The 19,605-nt window shown below is 43.6% G+C and carries 12 protein-coding genes; 1 reads left to right on the top strand and 11 read right to left on the bottom strand.

The window, feature by feature from the left end:
• Window positions 1-22: 22 nt before the first annotated feature.
• From JMW61_RS06120 to JMW61_RS06070, 11 genes are all read right to left on the bottom strand, one after another.
• The gene (locus JMW61_RS06120) at window positions 23-1,237 is read right to left on the bottom strand and encodes an FUSC family protein (protein WP_201549956.1); all 1,215 of its coding nucleotides are present in this window, start codon (window positions 1,235-1,237) and stop codon (window positions 23-25) included.
• A 199-nt stretch (window positions 1,238-1,436) separates the two neighbouring features.
• Window positions 1,437-2,858 (bottom strand): glutamate synthase subunit beta, encoded by a 1,422-nt coding sequence (locus JMW61_RS06115; protein ID WP_197134980.1) that lies wholly within the window; start codon window positions 2,856-2,858, stop codon window positions 1,437-1,439.
• Window positions 2,859-2,998: 140 nt separating this feature from the next.
• A complete protein-coding gene (gltB, locus tag JMW61_RS06110; protein ID WP_406947824.1) occupies window positions 2,999-7,498 on the bottom strand; it encodes a glutamate synthase large subunit in 4,500 nt (1,499 codons plus the stop codon).
• Between the two features lie 834 nt (window positions 7,499-8,332).
• Window positions 8,333-9,415 (bottom strand): hypothetical protein, encoded by a 1,083-nt coding sequence (locus tag JMW61_RS06105; RefSeq protein ID WP_201549954.1) that lies wholly within the window; start codon window positions 9,413-9,415, stop codon window positions 8,333-8,335.
• Window positions 9,416-9,544: 129 nt separating this feature from the next.
• Entirely contained in the window at window positions 9,545-10,648 is a 1,104-nt protein-coding gene (aroB, locus tag JMW61_RS06100) for a 3-dehydroquinate synthase (protein ID WP_201549953.1), read from the bottom strand.
• Between the two features lie 86 nt (window positions 10,649-10,734).
• Window positions 10,735-11,301: a shikimate kinase AroK gene (gene aroK, locus JMW61_RS06095; RefSeq protein WP_197102250.1), complete on the bottom strand. Its 567-nt coding sequence runs from the start codon at window positions 11,299-11,301 to the stop codon at window positions 10,735-10,737.
• Between the two features lie 191 nt (window positions 11,302-11,492).
• Window positions 11,493-13,802, bottom strand: a complete 2,310-nt coding sequence (pilQ, locus tag JMW61_RS06090; protein WP_201549952.1) for a type IV pilus secretin PilQ — start codon at window positions 13,800-13,802, stop codon at window positions 11,493-11,495.
• 26 nt (window positions 13,803-13,828) lie between these two features.
• Window positions 13,829-14,362, bottom strand: a complete 534-nt coding sequence (locus tag JMW61_RS06085) for a pilus assembly protein PilP (RefSeq protein WP_201549951.1) — start codon at window positions 14,360-14,362, stop codon at window positions 13,829-13,831.
• Window positions 14,362-15,081, bottom strand: coding sequence for a type IV pilus inner membrane component PilO (gene pilO / locus JMW61_RS06080; protein ID WP_201549950.1), 720 nt, complete (start codon window positions 15,079-15,081; stop codon window positions 14,362-14,364). The genes JMW61_RS06085 and pilO overlap by 1 nt, the downstream gene beginning before the upstream one ends.
• Window positions 15,078-15,731: a PilN domain-containing protein gene (locus JMW61_RS06075; protein ID WP_201549949.1), complete on the bottom strand. Its 654-nt coding sequence runs from the start codon at window positions 15,729-15,731 to the stop codon at window positions 15,078-15,080. Before JMW61_RS06075 ends, pilO begins: the two co-directional genes overlap by 4 nt.
• Window positions 15,731-16,786: a pilus assembly protein PilM gene (locus JMW61_RS06070; protein ID WP_201549948.1), complete on the bottom strand. Its 1,056-nt coding sequence runs from the start codon at window positions 16,784-16,786 to the stop codon at window positions 15,731-15,733. Before JMW61_RS06070 ends, JMW61_RS06075 begins: the two co-directional genes overlap by 1 nt.
• A 193-nt stretch (window positions 16,787-16,979) precedes the next feature.
• Here JMW61_RS06070 and JMW61_RS06065 point away from each other — a divergent pair, with 193 nt between their 5' ends.
• Complete coding sequence (locus tag JMW61_RS06065; RefSeq protein WP_201549947.1) at window positions 16,980-19,583, top strand: penicillin-binding protein 1A; 2,604 nt, start codon at window positions 16,980-16,982, stop codon at window positions 19,581-19,583.
• Window positions 19,584-19,605 lie beyond the last annotated feature (22 nt).

Here is a 19,605-nt window from a genome sequence, read left to right as displayed (position 1 = left end):
AGATAGTCAGCGTTTTTTTGCGTTATAAATGCAGGTCTCCCTCGCCGCCCTGCTCTTTCATTCTACGCTGCTCACGGCGTTGATAGCCAAGCCCAGATGCTGCATACCATTGTGGCTTAGTTGTTTGTAACAACTCACTCATCTGCTGTAGTTGAGTCTGTAACGTTTGAGTCAACCAAAAGTACCCTTGCCATTCAAACGCTAGATGCTTGACACTTGGATATTCTGAAACGGCAATACGAGTAATGGGTCGGAACACTTCATCACTGGGACTACGCAATACTGCTGCTATGTGCTGCATGGCTTGTGTCAGTTCACTCTGATAATGTATCAATAAGATATGATTGTCATCATCGATTTCAATGTTTGCCAAACGTGGAGCGGCACTCAACAACAAATCAATGGTGCCGATGATATTACGGTGAGTACGTTGAATGGTCTCCAGCGTTGTCTTGTTAATGCCTGACTCACTGGCAGTCGCCGCGATATGCGGGCGAACAGCTAACAGACGCTTATTAATCTGTTGTAACGCGTTGACCAACGTCTGATTTACAGGTACACCGTCATCAGGAAAGACAACGGAGTTAGGCTTTATATTCACGTTGTCTGGCGTGTCCTCAGTCGCGTCATCAATATGCTTGCCCACACCAGCATACAAGTTGCTACAGGCATCGAGGTTACTGCTCAATAGAAATCGCCACATCAACGTCGATTTCAGTGGCAAGATAAGTGTCACGGCTACCGAAACGCCCGTACCTAATAAGATATTCAGCGCACGATAAATTCCGTCTTGACTCATATTACTTTGTCCCAAATTTGAGACAATCATCAACATCGTGATACCAGTCAGCAGACCTGTATAACCAAGCTTTCTGACTGCTAAATAACCGATGAAGCCACTCACTAAACCAATCAGTGCATAGTAAACCCATGTCCATGCATTCACACTGTCGCTAAACCACAGAATACTAAAAGCGGCGACAATACCCAATAGCGTACCAAGTATCCGCTCTTTAGCCTTGGTATAAATAGCACCTTGATACTGCAATAGACCTAAAATGATGAATACGGTGATGGTCGTCCATTCACCATGGGGAAAACCAGTAAGAACATTGACTAGTAAAGCCAATATTACAGCCACACCTAAGCGTATGGCATGCAAAATATCTGCATATTGATAACGGACGTAAGGCTCAACAAACGGAGCAGACACACGCTGCCAAAGGATTGATTTCACGCAAGGTTACTCTTTTTAGTGGATAGACAAGACAAATGATAAAAACCATAAGTTACTAACGGACATGCTAGCAGCCGCGACTCTATTTACAAAGTAATAATCAAAAAAACGCCTCTTGCCTATCGAAAGACAAAAGACGTTCACGTTCAGAGTTTACTGATATCTAACTGAATTTAGATAAAGCCAGTTAAGATGTGTCCTAGACTTCCAAGAAATCCAATATACCTTCAGCAGCCTCACGACCTTCCCAAATAGCGGTCACGACTAGGTCAGAACCGCGCACCATATCACCACCTGCAAATATTTTAGGATTGTTGGTTTGGAATTTAAAGGTTTGCTTTTCTGCTGCCAATACTCGACCTGAGCTATCCATTGAGACTTGCTGCGTTTCAAACCAATCAGCAGGGCTAGGACGGAAGCCGAATGCCATAATAACCGCATCACAAGGGATGATTTCTTCTGAATTAGGAATCGGTTCAGGACGTTGACGACCACGGTTGTCTGGTGCACCCAGATGCGTAGTAACGACCTTCACCCCGTTGACTTTACCGTTCAAGCCAATAATTTCAGTTGGCTGACGGTTAAATAAGAACTCAACGCCTTCTTCACGAGCGTTGACCACTTCACGGCGTGAGCCTGGCATATTTTCTTCATCACGGCGATACGCACAAACCACTTTTTCAGCACCTTGACGAATACTGGTACGGTTACAGTCCATCGCTGTATCTCCGCCGCCTAGCACGACCACTTTTTTGCCTTTAAAATCGATATACTCTTCAGGGTTCTTTTCCCAATCATTACAGCGATTCACATTGGCAATCAGGTAATCTAGCGCATCATATACGCCTTCTAGCTCTTCACCCGCAAAACCGCCACGCATATAAGTATAAGTGCCCATACCCATAAACACGGCATCGTATTCGCTTAATAGCTCGTCAATGCTGATATCAGTACCGATTTCTGTCTCAAGACGGAACTCCATCCCCATGCCTTCAAAGATGACGCGGCGATTGCGCATGACATCTTTTTCCATTTTAAATTCTGGAATACCAAAGGTAAGCAAGCCACCAATTTCAGGACGCTTATCGAATACAACTGGCTTCACACCGTTTCTTACTAGGATATCTGCACAACCGAGACCCGCTGGCCCTGCACCAATGATCGCGACTTTTTTGTCTGTCCAAACCACATCAGACATATCTGGACGCCAGCCAAGGGCAAACGCTGTGTCATTGATGTATTTTTCTACATTGCCAATCGTCACAGCCCCAAAGCCATCGTTCAAGGTACAGGCACCTTCACACAAGCGATCCTGTGGACAGACGCGTCCACATACCTCAGGCAACGTGTTGGTACGGTGACATAACTCAGCAGCTTGAAATATCTGCCCTTCCGTCGCCAGTTTCAGCCAGTTAGGAATATAATTATGTACTGGGCATTTCCATTCACAGTACGGGTTTCCGCACTCAAGACAACGATGCGACTGCTGTGCCACCGCTTCATTTTCAAATGGTTTATAAATTTCGACAAACTCTGTCGAACGGGTTGCGATGTCTTTTTTGGTTGGCTCAAGACGTGGTACATCTAAAAACTGAAAACTATTTTCTAAGCGTTTTGCCATGATGCTATCTCTCTATAGTGGGCGGTGACAGCCTTTGATGACTGATTCATTTGACATATAAGATATGAATATCATTGCTGTCACTTACCTGCTTAAAACTTATGAGTTAAAACGTATCTTAAAATATATCGGCAATCACACTATTGCGGATCAGCCATTGTCGTTTTAAGAAGGCTTGCAATGTTCGCCGCTTTTGGTTTTACCAAGTAAAACTTACGAACATAGTGTTCAAAGTCATCTAATATCGTCTGACCCCATGCACTGCCTGTTTTAGCTACATGCGTTTCAATCACTTGTTGCAAGTGGATGCGATGTTCCTCAGTTTGCTCACTCGAAATACGGTTAAGATCGATCAGCTCATGGTTGCAGCGGTCAAAGAAATCGCCATCCATATCTAGTACATAAGCAAAACCGCCCGTCATACCAGCCCCAAAGTTAAGGCCTGTACGTCCAAGGATGGTGACAATGCCACCTGTCATATATTCACAGCAATGATCGCCAGTGCCTTCGATGACAGCATGCGCGCCAGAGTTACGAACACCAAAGCGCTCGCCTGCCGTACCCGCTGCATACAACTTACCACCTGTTGCACCATATAGACAGGTATTACCAATGATGGCGGTATCTTGCGCTGTAAAGACTGAGTCTTTTGGTGGATAAATGACAATCTCACCGCCTGCCATGCCTTTACCGACATAGTCATTGGCATCGCCTTCGAGCTCAATATTTAGACCACCTGCGTTCCAAACACCCAAACTCTGCCCTGCAGTACCAGTCAGATGCAATCTCACTGGCATGTCACTCATGCCGAGATTACCCCATACCTGTGCAATTTCACCAGAAATACGGGCACCGATAGAGCGATCACAGTTACCAACATAATAGCTATAATCACCGCCTATTCCTTGACGAATATTGAGTAGCATATCGCTAACCATTTGTTCAGCTAGCAAACCTTTATCAAATGGCTCGTTGCGCTCTACTTGACAGGTTTGTGCTTTACCAGCACTCGCTGGATGGCTAAACAATAACGGTGTCAAATCAAGATGGCGCTGCTTGTCAGTATTGCCTTCTAGCACTTCAAGTAAGTCAGTACGCCCGACCAACTCTTCCATACTACTGACACCAAGTGCCGCTAACCACTCACGAGTTTCGGTCGCCACAAATTTGAAGAAGTTAATCAACATCTCAGCTTCACCAATGAAATGCTCATCGCGTAACTTGGCTTTTTGAGTAGCAACACCTGTTGGGCAGTTGTTCAGGTGACAGATACGTAGATACTTACAACCAACCGCAATCATCGGCGTAGTACCAAACCCAAAGCTTTCTGCGCCAAGAATGGCTGCTTTGACCACATCAAGTCCTGTCTTTAGACCACCATCGGTTTGCACACGTACTTTATCTCGTAGTCCATTGACCCGTAGCGACTGGTGAGTCTCTGCCAGACCTAGCTCCCATGGTGAGCCTGCATGATGGATAGAGGACAGCGGAGAGGCTGCTGTGCCGCCATCATAGCCTGAGATGGTAATTAGGTCAGCATAGGCTTTTGCCACGCCTGTGGCGATAGTTCCAACGCCCGGACGGGATACCAGCTTCACAGAGACCAAGGCATCAGGATTGACTTGTTTCAAATCAAAAATCAGCTGCGCCAAATCTTCGATAGAATAAATATCATGATGCGGCGGCGGTGAAATCAATGTGACGCCCGGCACTGAATAACGCAAGCGTGCAATCAAGGCGTTAACTTTACCACCAGGTAGCTGACCACCCTCGCCCGGCTTAGCACCCTGAGCGACTTTAATCTGCATGACTTCTGCTGAGCGTAGATACGCAGGTGTTACCCCAAAACGACCAGAAGCGATTTGCTTGATTTTTGAGTTACGCAACGTGCCGTAACGTACTGGGTCTTCACCACCCTCACCAGAATTTGAGCGACCACCGATGGTATTCATTGCCATGGCAATTGATTCATGCGCTTCAGGTGACAACGCTCCTAGTGACATGCCAGCGGAGTCAAAACGCGTCAGGATTTTGGAGATATCTTCGACATCATTTACATCGATAGAATTGTCAGTTTTTAACTTTAATAAATCACGTAAAGTGGCGACTGGACGGCTATTGACCAAATCCGCATAGCGGCGGTAGTTTTCGTAGTCACCAGTGCGTACCGCTGTATGTAGACTGTTGATCACGTCTGGATTAAAGGCATGGTACTCTTTATTAAAGACAAACTTGAGCAAACCACCTTGATCGAGCGGTGCACGACGCTTAAAGGCATTGGCTGCTAATTGTGCTTGATCCGCGGCCAAGTCAGCAAAAGTAGCGCCTTTAATACGGCTTTGCACACCTTTGAAACATAAGCTGACGACTTCTTCAGAGAGTCCAACTGCTTCAAACAACTGAGCAGCACGGTAAGAAACAATGGTAGAGATACCCATTTTTGATAAGATTTTTAGCAATCCCTTATCCAAGCCTTTACGGAAATTAACCCGTGCCTGAATCGGATCGCCGAGCAGCTCACCAGTTGCCACCAAATCATCGATGACATCATAAGCCAAGTATGGATACACGCAGGTCGCACCAAAGCCGATTAATACTGCTACTTGATGCGAGTCACGAGCCAGACCTGTTTCAATGATTAAGTTAGCATCGGTACGGATACCTTGACCAATGAGATAATGATGCACGGCACCCGTTACCATGATGGCATTGGCTGGTACTTTATCCGCATCGATGTCTCTGTCAGACAACACGATTAAAGTATTACCAGCACGAATAGTAGTTGCCACTTGCTCACAAATAGCGGTGATGGCTTCTGATAACTCTAGAGTGCGATCGTAGTTTAGATCAATACGAGCCATCTTGAACGCTGGGTCATCCAAGGTTTCAAGCTGCTGCATCTTGCTGGCTGACAGTACTGGCGATGATAAGATAATGCGATGAGCATCTCGCGCTGATGGTGCAAACACATTGGTCTCAGCACCCAAACAAGTCTGTAGCGACATGACAATGGATTCACGTAATGGATCAATGGGTGGATTGGTCACCTGCGCGAACTGCTGACGGAAAAAGTCACCGACATGACGAATCTGCTGTGAGAGCACTGCCATTGGCGTATCATCACCCATCGAACCAACTGGCTCTTGACCATTTTCGGCGTTGGGACGAATGATTTCAGTACGCTCTTCATTGGTGATGTGATACATCTTTTGCAATATTTTTAGCTGATCACCACGACATGATTGCGCTGCTAACTCTTCTTCTAGGCGTTCGTCATCACGGATACGAGTCGCTTCTTCGCGTAACCATTTACGATATGGATGCGCTTTTTTGAGCAAGGTAGCAATGGCTCTAGTATCTAAAATCTGACCTGTTAGCGTATCAATGACCAACATCTGACCTGGGCCAACGCGCCCTTTTGCTAGCACATCTTTAGGGTCATAATCCCAAACGCCAACTTCAGAGGCGACAGTGATATAGCCATTTTTAGTCGTTACCCAACGTGACGGACGTAGGCCGTTTCTATCAAGCATACAGACGGCATAGCGTCCATCTTGAATAACCAGACCAGCAGGGCCATCCCACGCTTCCATATGCTGCGAATAGAACTCATAAAAGGCGCGCAAGTCCATATCCATGCTATCGACGTTCTGCCACGCTGGCGGTACAAGTATCGACATCGCATGGAACAAGTTCATGCCACCTGACATAAGCACTTCAAGCATGTTATCTAAACTTGATGAATCAGAACCACTGCTATTTACCAACGGTGTCAATTCATTCAAGTTAGGCAGTTTGTCTGATTTTAACTTTGGCGTACGGGCTTCAGACCAGTTACGGTTACCGGTGATGGTATTCAATTCACCATTGTGAGCGAGATAACGGAATGGTTGTGCTAATGGCCAACGCGGTAAAGTATTGGTCGAAAAACGTTGATGGAACACCACAATATGTGACGCCAAACGTGCATCTTGCAAATCTAAAAAGAACGCTGGCAAGTCTGATGGCATCACCAAACCTTTATAGATAATAGTCTGACAGCTCAATGAACAAACATAGAATAATTCGTCATCAATCAGTTGCTGTTCTGCTTTTTTACGTGCCACAAACAGCTTACGGTTAAAGTCATCCGCAGCCAAATCATCAGGGGCATTGACGAATATCTGCTTGAAATCCGGTAATGTCTCACGGCCAATCTCACCAACGATACTAAGGTCAAGCGGCACATCGCGCCAGCCAGCCACCTCTAATCCTTGTGCTGCAATCTCATCACTTAGCACTTGCTGGCTATGCTTGGCTTTAGCCTCATCTAAATTGACGAATACCATACCAACGGCAAAGTTTTCGGTGATTGCTAATTGTTGCTCAGCAGCAATCTTTCTAAAAAACTCAGTAGGCGTGGCCAGTAATAAACCACAACCATCACCAGTTTTACCATCAGCAGCAACACCGCCACGGTGCGTCATACAGCTTAGACTATGAATAGCTGTTTTTACCAAATCATGACTGGCTTGCCCTTCAATATGAGCAATCAAACCAAAACCACAGTTATCAGAAAAGTCATCTGGCGTAGCCAGGTGAGTTTGCGAGGAGATCATTGACATAGCTGGTCCTTTTGAGTAAACGGGTTGCCTATACATCCAATGCGGCACATAAGCTAGTCCCCGTAAGCAGAACGGGCTGATAGTTAATATTCGTATATCGGATTCAATAAATGATGCAACGCTCATAGACATAATGCGTTAAGAGTGTCAAACCTTCGACTCTTTTAACGGATAGCATCTGTCTCAATAAATAATTAGCGTCTTAATAGATAGTAAGTAATTGCCGTTGGCAGCGAGAGAAAGTACTGCCCTGTATACCAATTACCTAGTTACCAATAACGTCATATCGTTATCTTGAGTATCGCTTGTTATTAAACCCCGTCCAGCACTTAAAACCAATTAGCTGAATAGTTAATAACAATGCATTTGATTAATCTTGAATATCTGACGCTCTGTATTCAAGCGCGTTATCAACCCTAATAAAGGGTGACAATAAGAGAGGTTGCTACACTTGTGATCGCTTGAATATGCATAACAAGTAGCAGCGCTTGAGCCAAAATAATTAGTAACCTATTTTATAAATAGTGGGATTTTACTAATTGACTGTTAAATAAGTAGTTTTTACGATAACTATACAGAACGTCGCCCACAGTTATATTAGTTAATGATGACCAAAAAATCTAGTCTTTTCTACGGATTCATCAACCATATTTTGTAAGAGAACTTATTACTATTGGTTATAAGACAACTAAAAACCGTGTGCAAAACTTAATGTAAAGTAGCTATTACCATGTTTGGCTGAAATAATTAATTTGAGCTTATCCCATCAAAACCCTTCTTTTTGATGTTAATAAAATGCTATATGGCGCGCCATAAAAAACCCACTAATTATTCGTTAGTGGGTTTTTAAATTATAAGGATAATAAAATATTAATTACTTTTGGCTTCTATCAGTGCCTTTATGCTGTCATTACCATTTTTAGGAGTGTTGGCATTAGCAGTTGTGTTACTAGAATTTGCGCTATTAGCCGTACTCGGCGTCTTAGCTGCTGGTACTACTGGTGACTTTGGCGTAGCAGTTGGTGGTTTCGGTGTTGGCACTACTGGAGGTTTTGGAGGAGTGGCGTCAGCACCTGATGCAGGCTTTTTGTTATCCTGCTCAGCTTTGCTAGTAGCACCATCATCTTTCGTCGTCGTAACAGACGATGATTGCTCTTCGTTCACCACAGTACGCTGCTCATTAACAGACAAGGTGTCAGAAGTATCCGCTGACTGACGAATGCTTTCATTGCCATTTGTGTTGCTTTCTGCGGTCTCAGCAACTGGTTTTTTCTGACGCACTGGTACTTCACGCTTAGTCGGTTCTAAATCAATAGAGCGGGTGCGTTTGGTGCTCAAATCTTTCATTGGATCAGCACGCGTGTAGTTATCGATAATACCAACATATCGATTGATTTCTTCTGGTAACACACGCACATCAGCAGGCAATCTAAAGTCGATAAGCTTGGCTGCTCCAACCGCTTCCTGCGGGCTGCTCATCAGTCCATAAGTCAGCATATAACGCATTTGCTTTTCATCATCGAGATAACGGAAATAAGCGAATTTACTACGGTCTTTGCGACCTTCTAGATAACTAATAATCACATCATTTTCAGCGACATTCATCACCTGCACAGTCCATTTACCTTTATTGGCCAGCAAATACCCCTTGTCTTTGAATTCATCGGGATAATTACGCAAGTCTTGAATCGCTGCATCAAAACTGAGTGGCTGTACATCCGTATCTAGCTCATGCAACGATTCAATTTTTAAAGGTTGCTCAAGCTCAGTACTCAGTGTTTCTGGTGCGGATATTGGAGCATTTTCAATTTTGGCACCCATCGCTGGCGTTTGACTAAACATCCAAATCAGAGCCGTTAGCACGCCTAATAACAAAGTGACTACAAGCCAGATCAATGCTTGACGTCGATAAGATTGGCTAGCGCTACGCGGCGTCGGTCTTGATGCTGCCATGGGAATATCCTTGGTAAAAATAAAATTGACTGCATTAAATAGATGCACAGGTCATTAGTATTACTGTGAATCAGCTCTTATAAGCGCTTAATTTCAGTATGCACTTATGAAAGCTGATTTTTTGATACATTATACGCTCGATTGCGATAACACTTCTGTCAGAAGCTGGGCATCAAAATCATCGGTCAATACAGCCTTACCCAGTGATTTTAACAAAATAAGGCGAATTTGTCCTTGTTTCACTTTTTTATCATGCCCCATCAGATTTAAAGCAGTCTGTGTATCAATAGGTGGTGCGGTAGTGGGTAAATTTGCCAATGTTAAAATACGTTTAATACGAGCGACTTCCTCGACCGTTAACCAGCCAATTTTTTGTGACAGCTCGGCAGCTTGTAACATACCTGCAGCAACAGCCTCACCATGCAACCAATTACCATAGCCTTGATGCGTTTCAATCACATGACCAAAGGTATGACCAAAGTTCAACAACGCACGCACACCGGACTCTCTCTCATCTTGTGCAACCACGTCCGCTTTATACTGACAACAACGCTTGACCGCCTCGCCAAGTACAGCCAAATCTAATGCCATCATTGCAGGTAAGTTTTCCTCAAGCCAGGTCAAAAATGTCTCATCCATAATGAGTGCATATTTGATGACCTCAGCCAACCCTGCTGATAGCTCACGAGCAGGCAAAGTTTTGAGCGTACTCATATCAGCAAGCACCATTTGTGGCTGCCAAAAAGCGCCAATCATATTCTTACCCTGAGGATGATTGATACCCGTCTTGCCACCCACACTTGAATCCACTTGCGACAAAAGCGTCGTTGGAATCTGGATGAAATTCACCCCACGCATAAAGCTTGCTGCAGCAAAACCTGTCATGTCACCAACGACGCCACCACCCAACGCAATAAGCGTGACGTCTCGATTGAAATGCTCTGCCATCAATGCATCATAAATTTGGTTGATACTGGCTTGATTTTTATATTGCTCACCATCTGGCAGTACACAGACTCTAACCTTAAACTGCTCTGTCAACGCTTCTTCTAACGCACTTAGATACAAAGGCGCCACCGTCTCATTGGTGACAATCAGTACTTGGCGGCCACTAATATATGGCGCTACCTGTTTTGCCATGCTGCTATTATCTATCGCAGTGTTTTCAGTAATGACAATTGGATAGTCATGACTTTGCGTATGAACGGTCAAACCATTATGAAACAGTGGCATTGCCAACACTCCTTAAGCATTGTTAATGAGATGAAAATCGCTAAATGTGAGTAATCATAATTTAGGTGCTATTGGTTTCTTATGACTTATGATTCATTTTCGTTATGTTCTGGCGTTATCGTCGCAGAGTTATTAAACGACGCTAATTGCTGTAAGAGCTGACTGACCATATGACGGGGATAAGTATGTCCGGTTGGCATAATAATATGGGCGACTTGACGATATAGTGGATCGCGTTTGCTATATAAGTCTTGCAGTATTTTTCTAGGATTAGGCTGCTGTAGTAATGGGCGTGATTTATCTTTAGCAGTACGAGCCATCTGCACATCAACGGGCGCATTTAAATAAACCACAATACCGCGTTGCTGTAAAAACGCTCTATTTTCAGCACACATAACGGCACCGCCACCAGTCGCTAATACGATTTGGTTTTTTTGGGTCAGCTCATCGATAGCCCGTGTCTCACGCTCACGAAAGCCTGCCTCACCTTCTTTAGCAAATATCCAAGCAATATCAGCGCCTGTTTGCGATTCAACATACCAATCACTATCTACAAAGGTGCGACCTAACTGCTTAGCAAGCAATTTACCGATAGTCGTCTTACCTGCTCCCATCGGTCCTACTAAAAACACCGATGGCAATTCCTCAACCATAATACTTACTCAGTTAAATTAGCTATCATACAACGTCATCGATATTCTGGCTAGTAATGAGGCTTTATTATTACCAGTCAAACTTGGCTAATAGTAAAAATAGGGCAAGAAAAAAGCAAGCTCTTAGGCTTGCTTTTTTCTTTTGTGAGATAACACAGTATTAATTTTGCTTTACACATCTAATATTATCATTAATCTAAACGACTAACACCATCATTAATCAGTTTAGTCGTGATGAAAATCAGTAATTCTTCTTTTTCGTTACTACGGGTATCTTTGCGGAATAAACGACCAACATAAGGTAGATCACCTAAGAATGGTACTTTTTCCACACCGTCAGCGATACGGTTTTTGAAGACACCACCAAGTACAACTGTTTGACCATCTTCTACGATGATATTGGTCGTGATAGAATCTTCAGAAATGGCCACGGCGCCATTATAAACCGTTGGCGAGCCATTTTTGATGTTTAAGTTTAGACTGATTTTGCCATCAGGTGTGATGTTCGGTGTCGCCTCTAAACTAAGTGCAGCTTCTATAAAGCTAGTTGTGGTCGCACCACTTGCCGATGCTTCTTGATAGGCAATTTGCGTACCAGAAGAGATTTTGGCCGTTTGCTTGTCTGCGGTCAAAATCTTAGGTGTAGAAATCACTTCACCACGATTATCTGCTTGCATGGCTGATAGTTCAAGATCAAGCGTATAGCCTGATAAACCAAGAAGACCAAACGCAATACTACCAGCAGGGTTGGAAACCCCAAGATCAACGTTCAAGTTATCAGGGCGAGTGATATCGTATGTTACCCCACCAGTGTCGCTATCTGTATCAAAATCTCTGAGGTCCCATAAGGTTTGATCGCTACCACCAACCAATAAGCTGCTGTTATTAGCGGCACCATCAGACAAGATACCCCAACTTACACCAATCTCTTTACTGAAACTATCCGAAGCACTGACAATACGCGCTTCAATCATGACTTGACGAACTGGAACATCAATCTTTGCAATCAGTTTATGAATGTTTTCAATACTATCAGCCACATCTTTGATAATTAAAGTATTGGTACGGCTATCAACCGTTACTGTGCCACGGTTAGACAATAGACTATTACTATCACTAGAGTTGCCAGTATTGCTACCACCTGATGAGCCACTACCTTGAGAGATCAGCGTCAAAACGTCTTGCGCTTTGGCATAGCTTAAACGAATGTATTCAGTACGCAGTGGCGAATATGACTCAACCGCTTGCTGTGCTTCAAGCTCTTTCGCTTCTTGCTCAGCCAGTTCAGTGGCAGGCGCTACCAAGATGACATTGCCATTTTCACGCTTACCTAGATTCTTACTTTTTAAGATGATATCAAGCGCTTGATCCCACGGTACGTTGATAAGGCGCAAAGTGATATTGCCAGAGACTGAATCATTAGCCACAATGTTCATTTCAGTAAACTGAGCTAGGATATCTAAGACACTGCGAATCTCAACGTCTTGGAACTCCATAGACAAAGGTTCACCACTATATACTCGCTCTTCAAGCGTCGGCTCACGTAACAGCGCAGGCTTATTGATGCTAATATTTAATTGATTGCCCGACTGATAGGCTTGATACTCATAATCTTCAATCATATTAATGGTAATGACACCATTTTGACCTTGATTCCTAGTATCAATACTATTAACAAGACCGCTATTAATATTTAAACGGCGTAATAAGTTTCTAGGCACTGTACTACCAGTTAGGTTTACTACCAATTTATTGCCTTGGCGCTGTACATCAACTGGAATGGCCTCATTAGTCAGGGCGATACTGATGTTACCACCACCATCCTTTCCTGCTGCAAAATCAACCGCACTCAAACCATCATAGCTATATTGCGTTCTTACTTGCGAAGCAGCAAGTTGTGGACTTAGCAGTGGATTAACTCTAACAACCATCGTATCGGCTGGTACTTGATTTTTAGCCACAGTCTTATTAGTTGTATCAACAGAGGTATATGCGCTACTCGTTTCTACAATCGGTGTCGTGGTGATTGTATTATTAAGTACGTCTTGAACAGGGTCATTGGTCCTCACCGAACGGCTAGGATCAGTAATGGTCAATACTAAATCATTACCGTCAATCGTCGTCGTATAAGTGCCTGTCTGTTTTAGACCTATAATAAGGCGCGTGGTACTGTCACTACTTAAGGTAGTGACATCATTTACCATACCGATATTATATTCGCTAAAGCGGCTTGCAAGTCCATTTTGCACTTGTTCAAAATCTAGTACCAAGCGGCTAGGATCATCAAGCTGATAGGCTGCAGGCAATACTGGCACACCTGCAAAGCCTAAACGTATTTGCGTCACTGCTGGAGCAGTTTGTACCACAGAGACATTATTAATGCGCTGTGCAGCATAGGCACTGTTACTCACTGCTACCATGCTGATTGCCAATGCTGAAATGGCAAAAGCAGAAGTTACGCGGTTGCTCATCATCATTACCTTGTTATTGCGTACTGTCATTATTTATTCCTCAAAAATCTGCCGACTTAGCTTATAGGGGAAACCAGCGACTGGGGTTTTTCAACAAACCCTGCGCGGCTGTCTGGCACAATTTCAATCAAGTTAATCTGAGTCGGCGTGATTTCAACAATACGGCCGTCATTTACTCCAAGATAATCACCTACTTTAACGCTCGCTACTGAACCATCAGGGCGTTGTATTAACGCATATCGCTGACCTTCAGGTGAAACAACGACGCCGCGAAAGACCAGTTGTGACAATTCATATTGCTCAAGTGGCTCTTTTACTCTGGTAATATCAGGACGAACACCATCGATAGAAGTGCTAGGACCTTGTGTATTGACCAGACTAGGTGGCAAAAATGGGCTACGCTGTGCACTGGCGCTATAGACAAAATCTTCTACAAGCTCAGCTTTAGGCGGTGGATCGATGGGCTTTGCGGGCTGATTACGGATGTCCGCCATTGCCTGCTCTGCCATACCAATACGATCAGCACATCCTGTCATTAATAGAACAGTAACGCCTAAAGCCAGTAGCATAGGCAGTTTTTGAATAATCATTAGTTGCCTCCAGCATTATCAGTAGTAGCGACAGGATCAACAGCCTCAGGATCAGCTTCTTTCGAGCGATACGTCTTTGTGTTCAGTACCAAATTAAGTTCTGGTAAGACATCTAAGGTTGGCTTCGGATTGCTGACTTCGAAATCGTGCATCGTAATGATTCGTGGTAGCGCTGCAAGACCACTGATAAAGCTACCAAACTGATGAAACTCACCTAAAGCTGCAATACGAATAGGCTGCTCAATAAAGAATTCATTCTCAATTTCAGGTTCTACAGAAATATCTTGGAAGCGTATATTGCTGCCAACACCCGTCATATTGATACCCTCTACCAACTCTGACACACGAGTATCTTTTGGTAATTGGTCCAATAAAGTATTGAATTCTGTTTCCATTTGAACAACTTGTGCTTTATACGCTTCTAAATGACGCGCACGTGATTCTTTTTCACGGTAGCTCTCAAGCAACGTATTTTGTTGGCTTTCAGCAGCGGTTATCTCATCAATTTTGCTACTAATCGGTAGCGACCATGACAATGCTGCTATAAGCGTAATGATAAGACCAATTACCGTGACTTTTACGGGTAGCGGCCAGCTGCCGTAGTTGTCTGAATCTAACGATTCGAAACTGCGACGAAACTCCTGTAAATCAAACTGTTTCTTTGATTTCGAGGCAGTTTTTTTGGTTTTGATTAGGCTTTTTTTACGGCTAAGTTTCATAACTCACCTCCAGGCCCAGTACTGGCATCATCAGGTGCGGCGGTCTCCGACTGAACTTTAGTCGTTACCACAAACTGAACATAGCTGTCTTCAGGATAAACAGGACGAGAGCTCTCACCACTAGCGACTGTATTGTTAAGCACTGGTGCGGATTCATAAGCGCTAATATTCTGTTGAATGTTGCTCACTGCAGAATCACCCATCCACTTACTATTATCAAGATTTAGAATCAATCTTGACACAACATAAGGGTTATCAGCACGACCTGTTAAAGTAAGTGTGTCACCTTCACGTTTTAGATTGTTTAAATAAAGCGCAGGCGGCATAGCTTTAGCAAGATCGTCCCATAGACGTACAGGTACAGGACGTCGTCCTTGTAAGTCCTGAATAACCTGCATACGTGAGATGATATCTTCACGGCGCTGTTCTAAGCTATCAATTTCAACCAATGCCGTATCCAAAAGAACGTTTTCTTGTTCTATCAAGGCATTCGCATCACGCTGCTCAGCAAGTGCATTGTTAAAGTAGCTCCATGAAGCAAATGCAGCCAATAGGCTAAGCAAAATTACCGCAACTACCAACGTTATAAATTCTTTGTTGCGACGTTCGCGTTCTTCTTGTCGCCAGGGTAAGAGGTTAATACGAGCCATTAGTCGAAGCTCCTTAACGCAAGACCGCACGCGGCCATTAAGCTTGGTGCATCAATTGTTAATTGCTCATTGTCAATATTTGGCGCAATAGTCATATTGGCAAAAGGATTAGCAATACTAACCGTCACACCCAGTTTTTGTTGTGCCATACCTGCAAGACCAGCGATAGAGCTGCTGCCACCAGCTAACACTACATGATCAATACTACTATATTGACTTGAGGAGAAATAAAACTGTAATGAGCGAGTGATTTGCTGAATGGTATTTTCCATAAAAGGCGTCAGCACATCGAGGTAGTAATCGTCAGGTAATGTACGCTCACGCTTACTAATCGCGGCTTCTTCAGCAGATAGTCCATAACGATTTTGTATCGCTTCTGTCAACTGAACACCACCAAACAACTGCTCACGACTGTATATGAATTCGCCATTTTTAGCGACATATAGAGTCGTTTGATTATGCCCAATGTCAACCAATGCAACCAGTTCTGGGTTACTTGGTAAGTTATCTACCATAAGCCCAAAAGCACGTTCAATGGCGTGAGACTCGATATCCATAACCTTAGTTTTCAAGCCACCAAAGGTTAATGCGTCAACTCGTTGGTCAACATTTTCCGAGCGAGATGCGGCAAGTAGCACTTGCACCATCTCATCACTTGCCAAAGAAGGACCTAAAACTTCAAAGTCCAAGTTAACGTCTTCTAACGGATAAGGCACGTATTGATCAGCATCTAAACGTATTTGAGCTTCACGCTCAACATCGTTTAACGTGGCATCCATGTCAATGATTTTGGTAATCACAGCTGATCCTGAGACCGCAGTAGCAGCGTCAGCACCAGTAACATGGCAACGTTTAGCTAAGCTGGTAATCGTATTACCAACCGCTTCCGTATCTAAGAGAAGTTTATCGACGACTACACCTTCCGGCAGTCTCTCAATGCCATAAGATTTTAGATGAAACATGCCTTGTTGGCGCTGTATGTCAACCAACTTCACTGAAGTGGCACAGATATCCACACCAATCAAATGTTGACTTTTGGAAGTAAATAGCCTCACAAACTCTATACCTTATATTAAGTGTACAATCTGATAGTTATTTGTAATAATTGAATACAATACTTTACTTAATAGATAGATTCAAGCATTTAAATAAGTTATTCAGTCTAACTTACACATTTATTATGACCTGCCTATTTTGTTCAAGGTATAATACATTATCTGTTGCAAATTTTAATTGATAAGTCTTCTTATGATCAAAAAAAATGCTACCGCCCGACTCATTCATTTTTTGGTAGGGCTTTTTGTCGCCTGTTTAGCATTAGCAGTTATCTTAGCCCTTGCTGTGCCTATCGGTTTTTACGGTATGGCGATGTATTTATCGCCAACGTTGCCTAGCACTCAAGAGATTAAGACGGCGAAGTTAGAAATGCCACTACAAATATATAGTAGTGATGACAAACTAATTGGTCAGTATGGCAATCGCTTATCACTACCGATTACTTTTGAAGATATTCCTGAAGACCTTACTCATGCCTTTCTAGCAGCAGAAGATGCCTCTTTTTTTCAACATAGTGGTATTAGCATCAAAGGTTTAGGCCGTGCTGTAACTGAAGCAGTCACAGATGATAATAGTCAAACAGGTGGTTCTACCATCACGATGCAGGTTGCCAAAAACTATTTTTTAAGTTCAGAGCGCACCTTAAATCGTAAGTTAACTGAACTGTTCTTAGCGCGTAAGATTGAAGACGAGCTAAGCAAAAATGACATTCTGACACTTTATGTCAACAAAATTTATTTAGGTGAGGGTTCCTACGGTGTCCGTGCCGCTGCCAAAAAATATTATAGTAAATCACTAGATAATCTCACTATTGCTGAGACGGCAATGTTAGCTGGTCTGCCAAAAGCACCTTCTAAATACAACCCTGTGGCCAATCCTGAACGTGCATTAACTCGCCGTAACTGGATTATCGGGCGCATGCATGAGTTAGGTTATATTACTAAAGCACAGCGTGATGAAGCAGTCGCCTCGCCTATCGGTATTAACCTTTATAAAGAGAAGCTGGACGTCAATATGCCCTATTTGGCAGAAATGACGCGCTCTACTTTAGTTCAGCGCTATGGTAAACAAGTCATGCAAAGTGGCTGGCGTGTGCGTCTTACGGTTGATAGTAAAGCACAAACAGATGCGGAAGCGGCAGTCCTCAAAGGTCTCGTTGCTTACGATCATCGCCATGGGTGGAGAGGTGCTGAAGCGAATGATGAACCGCTAGAAAACTTCCGTCGCTATAGCAATATGTCCCCCGCCAAAGTAACCAAGGTAAACTCTCGTAGTTTTGATGCCGTCATGCCTTCAGGTGAGAATGTAACCGTTAACTGGTCAGGCATGCGCTGGGCAAGCAAATACATCTCTGCTAATCGTATTGGCTATGCTCCTAGCAATGCCAGCCAAATAGTAAGTAAGAATGATATTATTCGCCTGATTCCAACTAGCAATGGCAATTGGCAGCTGGCACAAGTACCTAAGATACAAAGTAGTCTCGTTTCATTGAATCCGGCGACTGGTGCTGTTAATGCCTTAGTGGGTGGCTTCGATTTTAATCACAGCAAGTTTAACCGAGCTTTACAAGGTTGGCGTCAACCAGGCTCAACGATTAAACCACTGGTCTATACAGCGGCTCTAGAAAAAGGCTATCGTCCTGATACTATTGTTTCAGATAGTCCTATTCAAGTCGGTGAATGGAAACCTAAAAACTCTGATCAACGCTTCCTAGGTGATATCACTCTACGCCGTGGCCTTTATTTGTCTCGTAACTTAGTATCTATTCGTCTATTACAAGCCATTGGTATCGCAGATACCCGCAGTCTATTAGATCAGTTCGGCCTTGATAAAGAGAAACTCCCAACCACTTTATCGTTAGCACTGGGTGCAGGGCAAGCAACACCCTTACAGATGGCAACTGCCTATGCAACTTTTGCTAATGGTGGCCATCGTGTACAACCCTATTTTATCGAACAAATCTATAATTATAGTAATAACCTATTATTTCAGGCGAACCCACAACAAGCATGTGCCAAATGCTTCAATAAAGATCTCGAAAAGCGTAATAAAGAGTCAATCGAAAATTATAATCAGTCGATTGAAGACGAGAGCAAAGCGGCCAACAGCGAAGTAATTGTTGCAGAACAAGATGTAGAAGATACTGAACAAAATGATAAAGCCATCGACTTAAGTGTCTATGATGCTAGCCCACAAGCGGATCGCTTAAAAGCACCTGCGGTTCAGTATGCATTGGCCAAACAAGCTCCTCGAATATTGAAACCAAGAGTTGCTTTTGATATGGCAGATATTTTACGTGATGTTGTTCAGCGTGGTACAGCAGTACGTGCAAAAGCACTAGGACGCGATGATATTGGCGGAAAAACAGGTACTACTAACGATGCTAAAGATGCTTGGTTTGCAGGCTTCCACCCTACCAATGCAACGGTTGTATGGATGGGATTTGATCAACCAACGACTATGGGTCGTCACGAATACGGTGGTGTAGCAGCATTACCTGTTTGGATGGATTTTATGAAAGCCCAGCTTAAAGATACACCTCGTCAGTGGGTGCCTAATGATAAAGGTTTTACATCTACCAGACAAAAGAAAAAAACGGCAAGAACGAGTAAGGCAGACGACAATACATCTGAGAAACCAGTTTCTACGCAAACACAACAGCGGACGCAATTGTCACCTGAACCTGCTGCAGAATCAAATAACTCAAGATCAGAGAATCGCCGTAATAATGATGTCGTACCGCAAAACCCTCTCTCGGTGACACCAGTTGAAACGCTTCCACCGATGCCAGAGTAAACTATCTAAAATACTAGGGCGT

Origin of the sequence: Psychrobacter fjordensis (assembly GCF_904845995.1) — a bacterium.
GTDB classification, from domain to species: domain Bacteria; phylum Pseudomonadota; class Gammaproteobacteria; order Pseudomonadales; family Moraxellaceae; genus Psychrobacter; species Psychrobacter fjordensis.
Note: the sequence above shows the minus strand (reverse complement) of the source record. Positions and strands in the feature narration are given on the sequence as shown.